The sequence below is a fragment of the Streptomyces sp. NPDC059906 genome, assembly GCF_042730645.1.
Lineage (GTDB): Bacteria > Actinomycetota > Actinomycetes > Streptomycetales > Streptomycetaceae > Streptomyces > Streptomyces rubrogriseus.
Genome location: NZ_JBHWKU010000007.1, coordinates 1 through 13,693 on the forward strand (window position 1 = coordinate 1; position 13,693 = coordinate 13,693).

Genomic DNA, 13,693 nt, shown 5'->3' on the forward strand with positions numbered 1-13,693 from the left:
CGCCCGGTTACATTTCGAACCCGGAAGCTAAGCCTTACAGCGCCGATGGTACTGCAGGGGGGACCCTGTGGGAGAGTAGGACGCCGCCGAACAATTATTGCGAGAAGACCCCGCACCGGGAACGGTGCGGGGTTTTCTGCGTTCTACCCCCGGTCTAGCCCACCAGTTTTGTTTCATAGGCCAGGATGACCGCCTGGACGCGGTCCCTTGAGCCAGTCTTCGCCAGGATGCGGCCCACGTGTGTTTTCACCGTGGACTCGGCGAGGTGGAGACGCTCGGCTATCTCCGTGTTGGTCCAGCCCTGGCCCATGACGCGCAGGATTTCGGTTTCGCGTTCGGTGAGTGCGGTCAGGCGCGGATCGGGGGATCCGGGCGCGTGGTCCGGTGCACTGGCGGCCGGGAGGTGGTGGACGTAGGCGTCGAGCAGGCGGCGGGTGAGGCTCGGGGCGACCACCGCGTCGCCTGTGGCCACCGCGCGGATGCCGGAGAGGAGTTCCTCCGGCTGGGCGTCCTTGACCAGGAAGCCGGAGGCGCCGGCGCGCAGGCCCGAGTAGGCGTACTCGTCCAGGTCGAAGGTGGTGAGGATGAGGACGCGGCTGCGGCCGCCGCCCGCGACGATGCGGCGGGTCGCCTCGATGCCGTCCAGGCCGGGCATGCGGACGTCCATGAGGACGACGTCGGGGTGGAGTTCGGCCGCCATCCGGGCCGCTTCGGCGCCGTTGGCCGCCTCGCCCACGACCGTCATGTCGTCCTGGCTCTCCAGGAGCATGCGGAAGCCGAAGCGCTGGAGGGGCTGGTCGTCGGCGATGAGGACGGTGGTCACTGCGGGGATTCCTCCGGTAGGTGCAGATGGACGCGCCAGCCCTGCTCGGGGGCCGGGCGCGGGCCGGCCTCAAGTGTGCCTCCGTACAGGGAGGTCCGTTCACGCATCCCCGGCAGGCCGCGGCCGCCGGAGAGGGTGGGGGAGGGGAGCTGGGCCGTCCGGCCGGTGTCGGTGACGGTGAGGGTGGCGGCGCCGTTCGCCCCGTAGGACAGCTCGATGTGGGCGATGGCGTCGGGGCCGGCGTGTTTGAGGGTGTTGGTGAGGGCTTCCTGGATGACGCGGTAGAGGGTGAGCTGACGGCCCTCGGGGAGGGCGGGCTCCCCTTTGACGGTCGTGCGGACGGGGAGACCTGCCCGGCGTACGCCGTCGAGGAGGCGGTCGAGGTCCGTGAGGGCGGGCTGCGGGGCCAGTTCGGGCTCCGGGCCGGTGCCGTCCTGGTCGTCGTCGCGCAGGACGTCCAGGAGGCGGCGGAGTTCGCCGAGCGCCTGGCGGCTGGTGGTGCCGATGGCGTCGAGGGCCTGGGCGGCGCGGTCCGGGGACTTGGCGGCGGCGTAGCGGCCGCCGTCGGCGAGGCCGGTGATGACGGAGAGGTTGTGGCCGATGATGTCGTGCATCTCCCTGGCTATGCGTGCGCGTTCGGCGGCGGCGGCGAGCCGGACCTCCTGGTCGCGTTCGGTCTCCAGGCGGCGGGCGCGGTCCTCCAGGGCTTCGGTGTAGCCGCGCCGGGTGCGCACGGTGATGCCGATGAGGGCGGCCACGCCGATGGCGACGAGCTGCGAGCCGAGCTGCTGGTTCCAGGAGGCCGCGCTGTCCCCGTAGCGGACGACCGAGACGCAGGTCGGCGCGGTCACCACGGCCACCGCCCACCAGAGGTTGCGCAGCGGCAGGCGCAGCGCGATGTGGTGGACGAGGAGGAGTTGGAGCAGGGCGGCCTGGAGGGCGGCGCCCGACCATGCGCTCACCAGCGCCGCGGGCAGCGTGAGGAGGAGGGCGCCCCGCGGGTGGCTGCGGCGCCAGAGGACGGGGACGGAGAGGGCGAGGCTGAGCACGAGGACGAGGCCGACGGGGACGCCGGGGTCGTGGGCTACGCTGCGCCAGCCGTCGCCGGTCCCGTCGATCAGGGCGGCCAGGACCCAGAAGCCGGTGAGTGTGAGGTCCCACAGGAGCGGATGGCGGTGGTCGAAGGCGCGGATCCGCCGGTTGACGCGCTGGACGTACTCGGTGAGGGGTTCGGCGGCTCGGTCTTCCGGCACCGGCTTCACGGGCTCCATCCGACCATGGTCGGGGGTACGAGCGCGACGGGCGTCCATCCGGGGGCCGTATATGAGATGAGGGGCGTAGTACCCGGGTATTACGGTGGCCGGCATGAGTGCCTCGGTCCCCGGTGACTACGTGATCCGTTCCATACGCGCCGACGAGTGGCCCGCGGTGAAGGAGCTGCGGCTGCGGGCGCTGCGGGACCCGGTCGCGGATCTCGCGTACCTGGAAACGTACGAGGAAGCCGCCGCGCGGCCGGACTCCTTCTGGCAGGAGCGGGCGGCCCGTGGCGCGGAGGGGGCCTCCGGGGCGCAGCAGCTCATTGCCGTGGGGCCCGGCGGGCTGTGGCTCGGCACGCTGACCGTGTTCGTGGAGGAGGCCGGGACGACGGACTGGGCCGGTTTCCCGGTGGAGCGGCGGCAGGGACATGTGGTCGGGGTGTTCGTACGGCCCGAGTGGCGGGGGAGCGGGCTGACCAAGGCGCTGTTCGACGCCGGTCTCGAGTGGGCGTGGGCGAACGGCGTCGAGCGGATGCGGCTCATCGTGCATCCCGACAACGGGCGGGCACAGGGGGCCTACCGGAAGGCGGGGTTCGCGCCGAGCGGGCGGACGGTGCCGTTGGAGGGCGGGCCCGGGGACCATGAGTTGGAGTACGTGCTCGAGCGCTGACCCGTCTCGCGCCGTCGGCCCTCCGTCGGACGGGTGCTTCGTCGGACGGGCGGTTCGTCAGACGGGCAGTTCGTCGTGGGGCCAGCGGGCGCGGCCCTGTTCGCGGGAGCGGAGCAGGGCCAGGGTCGGCAGGCCCACGTCCGTGCCGTTGGCGAGCAGGTCCGGGAGCTGGGGCAGCGGGGCGACGGCCGCGACGTCGTCCAGGACGAGCGTCATTGGTGGGTCGAGGCGACCGGAGGATGACCGTTCGGCCATGCGCCGGCCGCGCTCGACCACGCTGGAGACGAGCGCCGTCAGCAGCGGCATCGCGCCCGGGCTCGTACGGGGGTCCTCAATGGATTCACCCACCACGTAAAGGGTTCCCTGTTCGTGGACGAAGGAATCCAAGGCGAGGGCATCAGTTCGGTTGGGAGTGCACGCCTCGCGGATATTGACCGTGGAGAGCGCGGCCAGGGCCCGGGCGGTCAGCTGCTGGGCCATGTCCCGGCGCTCGGGGTGGGCGGTGAGGGACCCTTCGAGTTCGCCCGCGGAGCCGGGGGCGGCCTTGGGGTGGGTACGCAGGATGCGGACGGCGTCCTGGACCTGGAGACCCTGGGACCAGCGGTGGACGTGGCGGATGGTGCGGCCGTCGACGGCGGCGGCGTGGAGGTAGCTGCGCAGCAGCAGTTCGGCGGTGTCGCCGATCGCCTGGTCGAGGCGGGCGGTGGGGCGGACGGGGGTGAGCAGGGCGGCCGCTCTGGCGGTGGCCGTCTGTCTGTCCTCGCAGCCCGCGGTGGGGGACCAGTGGACGCGGGCGGGGGTGTCGCAGAGGTGGTTCGGGTCGTAGAGGTGGGTGGGGCCGAGTTTGGCGCGGGCGTCCTTGGTCTCCGACCACAGGGCGGGGTTGGAGGTGATGACGAGGGCGGCGCCGTCCGCGTCCCGCAGGGCCTCGGTTGCCCTCTCGTGGCGGCTTTCCCTCGGGCCGTAGCGCACCGCGCCTTCGGCGCGGTGGGTTTCCCACTCACCTACCCGTTTGCCCTTGAACGGGGAAGCTGAGGGGTGGCCGGTCTCCTCGGCCGGAGTGTGTGGAGTCACGGGGGCCTGCTGCGGCGCCCTCGGAGTGGGTACCTCGTGCACCGGCACGTCCTGGCGCGGGGTCTCCTGGCGCGGGGTCTCCGGGACCGGCGTCTCCTGGACCGGCGTCTCCTGTGCCACCGGTGCCGGCACTGATGGCGGCCCCTCGCGTCGTCGCTTCCGTACCGCTCGCCACCGTGCCAACGTGCCCATCACGAACACCGTCAGCACCACCAGCACCATCAGCTGGCCGATGAACAGCCCCCAGAACAGCCCGTACCCGGACAGCGCCCCCTCCGGGGCGTCCGGCCACGCGCCCGGGATGTCGTGCGGCTCGGCGATCAGTCGGCGCATGGCCTGCGGCGTGCCGGTGAAGCTGACGCCGCCGGGCCAGGTGCCGTGGGCGAACAGGGCGGACAGGCCGGTCGCCGTCCACACCAGCAGGGTCATGCCGAGGAGGAAGGCCAGTATGCCGATCAGCAGGCCGTCGGGGATGCCGCCCTGGGCCGGCCGCTGATCGCGGCGGTCGTCCGGTCTCATGCGTCCGGTGCCTCTCCGTCTCTCCTGCGTGGGGCCCCTGTTCGGTGTCCTACGCCACCGTCGATTCCGACGAGTCGCCGATGTGCTGCTCCATGAACGCCGCCGCCCGCTCCTCCGCCTCCAGCTCCGCGGCGCGCAGGGCGTCGTCGGTCAGGTGGTCGGTGGAGGACTCGGTCATCGCGCGGTCGGTGAAGACCAGGGGGCGTTCGGTCTCGGTGATCAGGTGTTTGACCACCTGGACGTTGCCGTTGACGTCCCAGACCGCGATGCCGGGGGTGAGGGAGGGGATGATCTCCACCGCCCAGCGGGGCAGGCCGAGGACGCGGCCGGTGGCGCGTGCCTCGTCGGCCTTCTGGGCGTAGATGGTGCGGGTGGAGGCCATCTTGAGGATGGCCGCCGCCTCTCTGGCCGCCGCCCCGTCGACGACGTCGGACAGGTGGTGGACCACCGCCACGAAGGACAGGCCGAGCCGGCGCCCGAACTTCAGGAGCCGCTGGAACAGCTGCGCCACGAAGGGGCTGTTGATGATGTGCCAGGCCTCCTCGACCAGGAAGATGCGCTTCTTCCGGTCGGGGCGGATCCAGGTGTGCTCCAACCAGACGCCCACGATGGCCATGAGGATCGGCATGGCGATGGAGTTGCGGTCGATGTGGGACAGGTCGAAGACGATGAGCGGGGCGTCGAGGTCGATGCCGACCGTCGTCGGGCCGTCGAACATGCCGCGCAGGTCGCCGTCGACGAGGCGGTCGAGGACGAGGGCCACGTCCAGGCCCCAGGCCCGTACGTCGTCTATGGCGACGTTCATCGCCTCGGCGGACTCCGGCTCGGGGTGGCGGAGCCGCTCGACGATGTCGGTGAGGACCGGCTGGCGTTCGACGATGGTCTCGTTGACGTAGGCGTGCGCGACCTTGAGGGCGAAGCCGGAGCGCTCGTCCAGGCCGTGGCCCATGGCGACCTCGATGATCGTCCGGAGCAGCGCCAGCTGGCCCGTGGTGGTGATCGCCGGGTCGAGGGGGTTGAGGCGGATGCCGTGGTCCAGGGCGGCCATCGGGTCGAGGCGGATGGGGGTTATGCCCAGCTCCTCGGCGATGAGGTTCCACTCGCCGACGCCGTCCTCGCCCTGGGCGTCCAGGACGACGACCTGGCGGTCGCGAAAGCGCAGCTGGCGCAGGACGTACGTCTTCTCAAGGGCCGACTTGCCATTGCCCGACTCCCCGAGCACCAGCCAGTGCGGGGCGGGGAGCTGCTGGCCGTAGAGCTGGAAGGGGTCGTAGATGTAGCCCTTGCCGGAGTAGACCTCGCGGCCGATGATCACGCCGGAGTCGCCGAGGCCGGGGGCGGCCGTCGGCAGGTAGACCGCCTGGGCCTGGCCGGTGGACGTGCGGACGGGCAGGCGGGTCGTCTCCACCTTCCCGAAGAGGAAGGACGTGAAGGCGTCGGTGAGGACGGTCAGCGGGTCCCGCATCAGGCTCAGCCCCTACCTTCGGATGCCGGTGGCGAACGGAAGAGTGTTCACGAAGGCGCGATGGTGCTCACGGTCGCACCACTCCAGTTTCAGGTACGACTTTCCGGCCGACGCCCTTATCGTCCGCTTGTCGCGGGCCAGCGCCTCGGGGGTGCGGGAGGAGACGGTGATGTAACCGACCAGGTTGACGCCGGCCGCGCCGCTGGCGAGGTCCTCGCCGCGCTGGTCGAGACGGCCGTGGGCGGCGATGTCGCGGGGGTCCACGGTCCGGTTCATCTTGGCGGCGCGGGACGCCTCGGCGTCGTCGTTCGTCTTCTCGGTCAGCATGCGCTCGATGGCGACCTCGGTGGGTTCGAGGTCCATCGTGACGGCGACGGTGCGGATCACGTCCGGGGTGTGGACGAGGAGGGGAGCCAGGAAGTTGACGCCCACCGGGGTCATCGGCCACTCCTTGATCCAGGCGGTGGCGTGGCACCAGGGCGCGCGGGTGGCGGACTCGCGGGTCTTGGCCTGGAGGTAGGTGGGCTCCATGGCGTCCAGCTCGGCCGGCCAGGCGTTGCGCTTGGTCATCGCCTGGATGTGGTCGATGGGGTGGTCCGGGTCGTACATGGCGTGGACCAGGGAGGCGAGCCGGCCCTGGCCCAGCGGCTGGCGTACGCGGATGTCGGCTTCCTGGAGGCGGGAGCAGATGTCGGTCAGCTCGCGCGCCATCACGACGGCGAGTCCGGCGTCCCGGTCCAGCTTGCGGCCGGTGTGCGGGCGGGCGGCGCGGGCCATGGTGTGGGCCTCGGCGGCCAGCTCGCGGTTGTAGTGCATGCAGGCGATCAGATAGGCGCGGTGCTGCTCGCTGCTGGTGGACACCATCGACTGGAGCTGGTCGTACGACTGCTGCAGCCACGGCGGTGCCTTGGCGTCGCCGCGCTGGCTGACGTCCTTGGCGTGCGCGTCGGGGTCGGCCGGGAGGGTGCGGGCGAGCATCTGGATGCGGGTGACGAAGCCGTCGCCGTTGGCCACGTGCTTGAGCAGGGTGCCGAAGCGGTCGACGAGGGCTTCCTGGTCCTCGGAGTCGCGCAGGCCGACGCCGGGCCCCTCGATCTCGATGGCGGCCGTCACGGTCTTGCGGTCGGCGTGCAGCAGTACGGCGATCTCGTCGGGCCCGAAGGGCGCCGCCAGCCAGGAGATGCGGCCGATGCCGGGCGGCGGGCCGACCTCGATCTCGCGGCCGTCGATCCTGGTACCGGCCTCGATGGCGCCGGAGCGGTACGTGGTGCCCCTGCGGAGGGTGCGCTTGTAGCTGCGGTTGATCTCGAACCACCGGTAGAACGTGCGGTGGTTGTACGGCACGTAGACCGCCGCCAGGGCGAGCATCGGGAAGCCGGCGAGCAGCACGATGCGCAGGGTCAGGACGGGGACGAGGAGCCCGCACATCATGCCGAGGAACGCGCCCACGACGATCAGCGCGATCTCACCGGTCTCGCGGTTGCGGCCGACGATCGCGTTCGGCCGGGCGCGGCCGATCAGATACGTACGGCGGGGCGTGACCGTATGGGACACGTGGGACTCGGTCGTCAACGCCCGTCACCTCCTGTGCTCTTGCTGTTGCGGGTGTTGCTTGCGTGCGGTGTGTTCACCGGGCTGCCGGAGCGCGGTGCGGGTGCGGCGGAGGGGACATTTCCGCCGCCGCCGTTCGAGGGGCGCGAGCTGTGCGCGGCGACTCCGCCGGAGGCGGGGTTCGAGGGGCGGGCGGCCGCGGAGGACGAGGACTGCCCGCCGCCGTCACCGCCGCCGCGGCCGCTGTGGGTTCTGATGCCCTGCGCGACCAGGTTCGCCGGGGAGCTGATCACGGCCGCGGCCTTGCCCTCGGCACCCTGCATGATGCGGTTGTTGCGGCCGTTGGCGATCTCGTCGCCGAAGCCGGGGACGAAGCGGTAGATCATCGCCGAGGCGAAGATCGCGAGCAGGATGATGGCGAGGCCGGACACGATCGCGGCCACGGAGTCCGGCCCGTCCGCCGTGGTCAGCGCGCCGGCGAGACCCAGCACGATGACGATCACCGGCTTCACCATGATCACGGCGATCATGATGCCGGCCCAGCGGCGGACGTGGCCCCACAGGTTCTTGTCGACCAGGCCGGCGTAGACGACGACGCCGAGCAGGGCGCCGACGTAGAGCAGGACTGCGCGCAGGTACAGCTCCAGGTAGAGGACGCCCGCGGCGATGATCGACACGAAGGACACCAGGATCAGCATGATCGGGCCGCCGCCGATGTCGTTGCCCTGTTTCAGCGCCTGGGAGAAGGTGCCGAAGAACGTGTCCGTCTGGTCCCCGGTGCCCTTGGCCAGGACGTCGGTGACGGCGTCGGTGGCCGACACGACCGTGTACAGGATCAGCGGCGTGAAGGCCGACGCCAGGACGGTGAGCCAGAGGAACCCGACGGCCTCGGAGAGCGCGGTGGTGAGCGGGACGCCGCGGACGGCACGCTTGGCCACCGCGAGCAGCCAGAGGATCAGGGTCAGGAACGCGGACGCCGCGAAGACGACGGCGTACTGCTTGAGGAACGTGTCGTTCGTGAAGTCGACGTCGGCGGTGTTCTTCACGGCGTCACTGAGCGTGTCGACGGTCCAGGCGGCGGCGTCGGCACAGCCCTTGGCGAGCGAGGAGAGGGGGTCGAGGGTGGAGGGGAGCGTGTCGGGCGCTCCGCCACCACCCCCGGAACCGCCGCCTTCGCCTCGCTCGCAGTAGTCCTTGGCGGGGCCCACGATCAGGTCGCAGTTGTCGTCCGACGGGGTCGGCGTCGGCGTCGGAGCGGCGGCGGCACGCGTGGCGAGCAGTACGAGCAGGGTCTGTGCGGCGGTCAAGACACCGGCGGCCTTGAGTACGCGACGCTGGTTAGCGGGCATACGTAAACCCTCCGTACTCCTGGACGGCCTTGGACAACTCGTCGGAGCTGGAAGCCTTGTTGTCGCCCGGCACCGGTGCCGGGCCGTCCCTCTGGGAGAAGGATTCGACCTTCCAGTCGCTGTCCACCCAGCGCAGCTGCAGGGTCATGGTGAACCAGTCGCTGCTGACGGGGGTGGTGGTCTTTTCACCCGCTGTGCCGAACACGCCCGTGCACCAGACATCCACGGTCGCGGTCGTGTCGGAGTACTGCGTGGTCTTGGTTCCGATCGGCATGGTGCGCGAGACGTAGGTGTTGCCACCTGTGGCGTTGCCGTTCTTGTCCAGGCCGATGGTGCTCAGGAACTCCTGGCTGTAGGCCTTGTCGAACTTCTCGGCGAGAGCGGCCTGTTTGTCAGCCACGAAGACCTGCCGCACGATCTCGTCCCGCCGGGCCGGCTTGAAGATGTCGGCCGATACGAGAGTCACCGCGTAGTTCGCCGCCGCGCTCTGTGCCCCCTGTGCGTCATGGGCGAAGCCCGACTGCACCGGACGTGTTCCCGAAGGTGCCGTCGCCGAGGTCTTCGGCTTGTCCCCGGACCCGTCCTCCCCGGACGCGGAATCGCTTCCTCCACGGTTCGCGAAGGCGATCGCGGCGATGAGGAGGACGACGACGCCGACCACGGTGACAAGGCTGCGTGAGGAGGAGCGGCCGCCGCGTCGGGGGCCGCCCTCGTCCTCGGGCAGCCGGAGCCGCGTCTGACCGGCGCCGCCGTAATCGCCGGACGACTGGTGATCGTCTCCGAGACTCATGCCGCGTACGCCCCCTCGACGTCGGGTCGGCCGTGTACGTACGACGGTAGCCGTGCTGGGTCCCGCTCGGGCGCGGTGTTATGACTCGACATCAGGGAAACGCAACCTCAGCCGGTTGGCACGACGGGCGGGTGGGATGGAGGGGGAGGAACGGTTGCGTGCCGGGGCTACACGGCCATCCCGTACACGATGGTGAAGAGGGTGCCGAGCGAGCCGATGATGAACACGCCCGTCAGCCCGGCGATGATGAGGCCCTTGCCCTGCTCGGCGCTGAAGGTGTCCCTCAGGGCCGTGGCACCGATGCGCTGCTTGGCGGCGCCCCAGATGGCGATGCCGAGGCAGAGCAGAATGGCGACGGCCATGACGACCTGGACCATCGTCTTCGCCTCGGTCCCCAGCGCACCGAAGGGGCCCCAGTCCGGAGCGATCCCCCCGATGATGGTGTTGATGTCTCCCTCGTCGGCCGCAAAGAGCATGTAAGTCACCGCCCCTGTTGGGTAGTTCCGCGCCCTCTGCGGGCATGCAGAGGTCAAGCCTCATTGTCGCCGACAATGACACCGTCGCATGTCGACTTGGCGTCATTGATTGGCGGGTTTCGTACGAATAGCTTGCCACCGCCTCGCGCCGACTGGTCAGTCGGCTCCGGGACAGCCGTTGGTGGTCGTATCGTCACTCTGTGTATCACGACGGGGTGTGGCTGGCAACGATGTGTAGGCGAAACCTGTGGAGTGGTTCGGTCGTTAGGCCCTGATGCGGTGTCAGTGGTTGGCGTAGAACCCTGTTTCCCCGGCCCCTCCGTTCCCTCTCCCGGTCATGCACGAATGCGGTGCAGACCACAAACGCCGCCCCAGCGTGAGGGGCGGCGGACGGTGTCGTGGTTGACGGCGCCTAGGAGGCGAAGTGGGCGAAGTGATCGAACTGGTTCGCGCGCACGCCGCGCACGAAGGTCTCCCACTTGTGGCGATCGGTCGTGACGGCGGCTTCCGGCACACCGGTGGCATGAACGCGGACGGTGCCGCCGTGGGACGTGGCGACGGTGACCTCCATGACCGGCGGTCGGCTGTCCGACTTCAGCGCGGTGAGCAGGGCGCCGAAGGCGGTGGGGGCGACGGTGAGTATGGAGCGGGTGGGGTCGCTGCTTTCGGTCAGATGGACGGCGCCGGGGGTTGCGGCGACATGGACGCAGGAGTCGCCCTCGCCGCAGAACGACGACTTCTGCCACGCGTACTCGACCATGCTCGTTCCCTTCACAGGTGTTGGATGGCGCGGTGGATGAGGTCCCGTGAGTTGGTCGGTGGGAGCGCTTTGGCTTCGGTGCGGTCCAGCAGGATTCGGTACTTGTCGAGCTGGGCTGCGGCGTCCAGAAACACGGGGCCGTGGGACTGGTCCAGGTGGACGGTGTCCAACTGCTGAACCGGACCGGTGGAGTAGAAGATCGACTGGCCGGAGCCCGGGAAGCCTCCGGCGGAGAACGGGATCACCCTGATGGTGACGTTGTCTCGCTCACTCATGTCGACGAGGTGCTGGAGCTGGCGACGCGCGATCGACGGGCCTCCGAACTGCATCAGCAGAGCGGCTTCGTGAATGAGGGCGAGATAGGGAGTCGGTGCGTCGCGATAGATGACGGTCTGCCGCTTGATCCGGAACGACACTCGGTGCTCGATGTCCGGCGGTGCGAGGTCCGGTACGACATGGCGAAAGAGCTCGCGGGCGTGATCCGTTGTCTGCAGCAGGCCGGGAATGTGCGCGGTAATGGCCGTGCGGAGGCGTACCGCATGGTGTTCGACCTCGGCCAGGTCGAGCAGCGCACCGGGGAGGATCTCCCGATACTGCTCCCACCAACCGCGCTTACGTTCCGTCGTCATGGTGCAGAGGGCGTCGACGAGGGGGCGGTCGGGGCATTCGTAGTGACAGGCGAGGGCGCGGATGCGCTCCGCGCTCACACCCATGCGGCCGGCTTCGGTATTGCTGATCTGGTTCTGCTTCACGCCGAGCAGTTGACTGGCCTGTGTGGACGTCAGGCCTGCGCGTTCACGCAGTTTCCGCAGCTCAGCGCCGAGTCGTAGCTGACGCCCGGTCGGGTTCGCTCTCACGGGCTCGCCGCCTCCTTGGCGCTTTGGTCACCCACACGAGTGGAAGCTAAGCCAGTTTCCGGAATTCAGCTAAGGGCTTATCTGATGGTGGCTACCTTACAACTGGCGCCCCGCCCAGAAGCGCACCGGTCGACGGACCGGCATGCCACTGAGCACCCCGACCATCAGCCAACTACTCGCACGGATCGGAGACTTCCATGGCTACCGTAAACCCGTCCTGGGGCTATACCCTCCACCTCCCGCACGATCCACGCGCACCGGGGATCGCCCGCACAACCCTGCGTGCCACCCTGGCCGCGCACGGCCTCGGTGAGCTGCCCCCGACCGCCGAACTGCTGGCCGCCGAGCTGCTCGCAAACGCCCACCTGCACACCACAGGCCCGTACGCCCTGCGCATCCTGTCGCGCGAGCCCGGGCGGCTGCGGGTGGGTGTCTGGGACGGCGACTGGCGGGTGCCGTCCGGGTTCCGGGAGGGCAGGCCCGGCGACGGCGACGTACCGCCGGGCGACGCCGAGGGCGGCCGGGGACTGCACCTGGTGCGGGCCTGCGCCGACGCCGTCGGCGTCTCCGTGCTGCGCGAACTCGGCGCGTCGAAGGGCGGCAAGCTGCTGTGGGCCGAGTGCCGACGGGAGGACCGGCCGTGAGGGTCGGGGCCGGGCAGCGGCTCAAGACGTACGGTGGATGCACTGCCGAGCACGATGTCGGGCCTCCCACCGACATGGCTCGCGTCAGAGACGGCGCCGATGGAGCGGCAGGACGAAGGCAGCGAGCGATGGCCGAGAAGCCGGGCGCGGGTGCCGGGCACCGCGCCCGTCCCGGGGGCGGCAATCTGCGTGAGGTCGCCGAGAGGCTCGAGGAACTGACGGGTCTGCGGGCGCAGATCGTGGGAGGAAAGATCGTGATGTCCCCGACCCCGCGTGGGAAGCACGCGGGAGCGATCAGACGCTTGCGCAGGCAGTTGGAGGCGGCTGGTCTTCCCGGTGGACTGGATGCCTACGAGGTGTCCTCCATCGCTCTTCCCGGAGACCCGGACGACTATGTGACGCCCGACCTCGTCGTACTGCCCACCGAGTGGGAGGAGGACGACAGCTGGCTGGCCGACCCGCAGGACGCGGCGCAGGCCGTCGAGGTCGTCTCCGCATCGGAGAGGGCGCGTGGCATCAGGGACAAGGCCGACTGGTACGCGGTCGGCCGCGTTCCGCTGCTCCTCGTCATCGATCCCAGAAACGGCACGTGGGCTCTGCACAGCCGACCCGACAACGGCGTCTACCAGGAGGTGTCGCCCGGGAAGTTCGGAGAGGTTGTGCGCCTCCCCGTGCCACTGGACGTCGAGTTCGGCACCGGCGGCCCCTGCACGGGGACCGTGGGTTGCGGGCGCCGAACTGACGGGCGTGCAACAGGCACTCATGCTCCCCAGCGATGGCCTTCTGGTGCATAGGAGCCGCAGGTGAACGCCTGTTGCGGACAGTGGCCGGTTCTCGTCTGAGTACGGATACTCATTCGCCGTGATGTCCGATACGGATGGGGCAATTGGTGATCGGTCGCTACCGTCCCTACTGATCACCGCAGCGTGACGGCCACACGTTCCAGTCCGCCGCCGGTGCCCATGATGATGACGGGGAGGGGTCACGCATGGCGTGGGAGGAGTGGGAGCAGCTCAAGGCTGCGGCGGCGGCTGAGCGACAGTCTGCACACATGCAGCTCAATCAGTTGCCGGGGGACCGGGGCGGTACGGGTGCGGGTGCCACCTATGGGCCTCCGTCGGGCAGGCTGAGGTCGGACAAGGCCGCGTGGTCCAGGGCCGGGGAGGGCCTTGGCGAGCTGCGGACCAACTTGGGTAAGGCGTTGACGAAGCTGGAGGAGGCCCAGACCGGTCTCGACAAGGGCTCCGCGATTCTGACCGCCGCGGCGCAGCAGGGGGTGTTCGACTCGTGGGCCCGTCGGGTGAAGGACATCGACGAGTGGTGCGACGGGCTCGCCGGTGTGCTGGAGAAGACGGGAAACGACCAGCTGAGGACCGACGAGGCGATCAAGGCTGAGATCGCCGCACTGAGTGTCGGTTCCAAGGCAGCGTCTGCCGCTCACGACAGCGGTCGGTGATCC

General features: G+C 69.9%; 14 protein-coding genes and 1 rRNA gene. 5 read left to right on the forward strand and 10 right to left on the reverse strand.

What is annotated here, in order from left to right; translation table 11 throughout:
- Positions 1–92, forward strand: a 5S ribosomal RNA gene (rrf, locus tag ACFV9J_RS13335); the annotation flags it as partial.
- Between the two features lie 62 nt (positions 93–154).
- On the opposite strand, the gene ACFV9J_RS13340 is transcribed toward rrf, so the two are convergent.
- Both ACFV9J_RS13340 and ACFV9J_RS13345 read right to left on the reverse strand, forming a co-directional pair.
- Positions 155–823 (reverse strand): response regulator, encoded by a 669-nt coding sequence (locus tag ACFV9J_RS13340; protein WP_385353597.1) that lies wholly within the window; start codon positions 821–823, stop codon positions 155–157.
- Positions 820–2,094 (reverse strand): sensor histidine kinase, encoded by a 1,275-nt coding sequence (locus ACFV9J_RS13345; RefSeq protein WP_385353599.1) that lies wholly within the window; start codon positions 2,092–2,094, stop codon positions 820–822. The genes ACFV9J_RS13340 and ACFV9J_RS13345 overlap by 4 nt, the downstream gene beginning before the upstream one ends.
- Before the next feature lie 94 nt (positions 2,095–2,188).
- Here ACFV9J_RS13345 and ACFV9J_RS13350 point away from each other — a divergent pair, with 94 nt between their 5' ends.
- Positions 2,189–2,749: a GNAT family N-acetyltransferase gene (locus ACFV9J_RS13350; RefSeq protein ID WP_385353601.1), complete on the forward strand. Its 561-nt coding sequence runs from the start codon at positions 2,189–2,191 to the stop codon at positions 2,747–2,749.
- Between the two features lie 57 nt (positions 2,750–2,806).
- Here the strand turns inward: ACFV9J_RS13350 and ACFV9J_RS13355 are convergent, their stop codons facing one another.
- From ACFV9J_RS13355 to ACFV9J_RS13390, 8 genes are all read right to left on the reverse strand, one after another.
- Complete coding sequence (locus ACFV9J_RS13355) at positions 2,807–4,342, reverse strand: type IV secretory system conjugative DNA transfer family protein (protein ID WP_385353603.1); 1,536 nt, start codon at positions 4,340–4,342, stop codon at positions 2,807–2,809.
- 49 nt (positions 4,343–4,391) lie between these two features.
- Complete coding sequence (locus tag ACFV9J_RS13360) at positions 4,392–5,807, reverse strand: ATP-binding protein (RefSeq protein ID WP_007388842.1); 1,416 nt, start codon at positions 5,805–5,807, stop codon at positions 4,392–4,394.
- 12 nt (positions 5,808–5,819) lie between these two features.
- Complete coding sequence (locus ACFV9J_RS13365; RefSeq protein WP_385353606.1) at positions 5,820–7,379, reverse strand: SCO6880 family protein; 1,560 nt, start codon at positions 7,377–7,379, stop codon at positions 5,820–5,822.
- On the reverse strand, positions 7,376–8,707 hold the full coding sequence (locus tag ACFV9J_RS13370) for a hypothetical protein (RefSeq protein ID WP_385353608.1): 1,332 nt from the start codon (positions 8,705–8,707) through the stop codon (positions 7,376–7,378). The genes ACFV9J_RS13365 and ACFV9J_RS13370 overlap by 4 nt, the downstream gene beginning before the upstream one ends.
- Positions 8,697–9,497, reverse strand: coding sequence for a hypothetical protein (locus ACFV9J_RS13375; protein WP_385353610.1), 801 nt, complete (start codon positions 9,495–9,497; stop codon positions 8,697–8,699). The genes ACFV9J_RS13370 and ACFV9J_RS13375 overlap by 11 nt, the downstream gene beginning before the upstream one ends.
- 167 nt (positions 9,498–9,664) lie before the next feature.
- A complete protein-coding gene (locus ACFV9J_RS13380) occupies positions 9,665–9,973 on the reverse strand; it encodes a membrane protein (protein WP_003974839.1) in 309 nt (102 codons plus the stop codon).
- A gap of 412 nt (positions 9,974–10,385) precedes the next feature.
- Positions 10,386–10,733 (reverse strand): DUF397 domain-containing protein, encoded by a 348-nt coding sequence (locus ACFV9J_RS13385; protein WP_385353613.1) that lies wholly within the window; start codon positions 10,731–10,733, stop codon positions 10,386–10,388.
- 11 nt (positions 10,734–10,744) lie between these two features.
- Positions 10,745–11,590: a helix-turn-helix domain-containing protein gene (locus tag ACFV9J_RS13390; RefSeq protein WP_385353615.1), complete on the reverse strand. Its 846-nt coding sequence runs from the start codon at positions 11,588–11,590 to the stop codon at positions 10,745–10,747.
- Between the two features lie 197 nt (positions 11,591–11,787).
- On the opposite strand from ACFV9J_RS13390, the gene ACFV9J_RS13395 reads away from it, so the two are divergent.
- The 3 genes from ACFV9J_RS13395 (at position 11,788) to ACFV9J_RS13405 (ending at position 13,690) form a co-directional block, all read left to right on the forward strand.
- The gene (locus ACFV9J_RS13395) at positions 11,788–12,234 is read left to right on the forward strand and encodes an ATP-binding protein (protein WP_385353617.1); all 447 of its coding nucleotides are present in this window, start codon (positions 11,788–11,790) and stop codon (positions 12,232–12,234) included.
- A gap of 128 nt (positions 12,235–12,362) precedes the next feature.
- Positions 12,363–13,028, forward strand: coding sequence for a Uma2 family endonuclease (locus ACFV9J_RS13400; protein WP_385353619.1), 666 nt, complete (start codon positions 12,363–12,365; stop codon positions 13,026–13,028).
- A 194-nt stretch (positions 13,029–13,222) separates the two neighbouring features.
- The gene (locus ACFV9J_RS13405) at positions 13,223–13,690 is read left to right on the forward strand and encodes a hypothetical protein (protein WP_385353621.1); all 468 of its coding nucleotides are present in this window, start codon (positions 13,223–13,225) and stop codon (positions 13,688–13,690) included.
- Positions 13,691–13,693 lie beyond the last annotated feature (3 nt).

Coding starts and splice junctions, on each gene's coding strand:
- ACFV9J_RS13380 (WP_003974839.1), bottom strand. CDS start 9,973: ATGCTCTTTGCGGCCGACGAGGGAGACATCAACACCATCATCGGGGGG.
- ACFV9J_RS13360 (WP_007388842.1), bottom strand. CDS start 5,807: ATGCGGGACCCGCTGACCGTCCTCACCGACGCCTTCACGTCCTTCCTC.
- ACFV9J_RS13395 (WP_385353617.1), top strand. CDS start 11,788: ATGGCTACCGTAAACCCGTCCTGGGGCTATACCCTCCACCTCCCGCAC.
- ACFV9J_RS13345 (WP_385353599.1), bottom strand. CDS start 2,094: ATGGAGCCCGTGAAGCCGGTGCCGGAAGACCGAGCCGCCGAACCCCTC.
- ACFV9J_RS13350 (WP_385353601.1), top strand. CDS start 2,189: ATGAGTGCCTCGGTCCCCGGTGACTACGTGATCCGTTCCATACGCGCC.
- ACFV9J_RS13405 (WP_385353621.1), top strand. CDS start 13,223: ATGGCGTGGGAGGAGTGGGAGCAGCTCAAGGCTGCGGCGGCGGCTGAG.
- ACFV9J_RS13375 (WP_385353610.1), bottom strand. CDS start 9,497: ATGAGTCTCGGAGACGATCACCAGTCGTCCGGCGATTACGGCGGCGCC.
- ACFV9J_RS13355 (WP_385353603.1), bottom strand. CDS start 4,342: ATGAGACCGGACGACCGCCGCGATCAGCGGCCGGCCCAGGGCGGCATC.
- ACFV9J_RS13400 (WP_385353619.1), top strand. CDS start 12,363: ATGGCCGAGAAGCCGGGCGCGGGTGCCGGGCACCGCGCCCGTCCCGGG.
- ACFV9J_RS13385 (WP_385353613.1), bottom strand. CDS start 10,733: ATGGTCGAGTACGCGTGGCAGAAGTCGTCGTTCTGCGGCGAGGGCGAC.
- ACFV9J_RS13370 (WP_385353608.1), bottom strand. CDS start 8,707: ATGCCCGCTAACCAGCGTCGCGTACTCAAGGCCGCCGGTGTCTTGACC.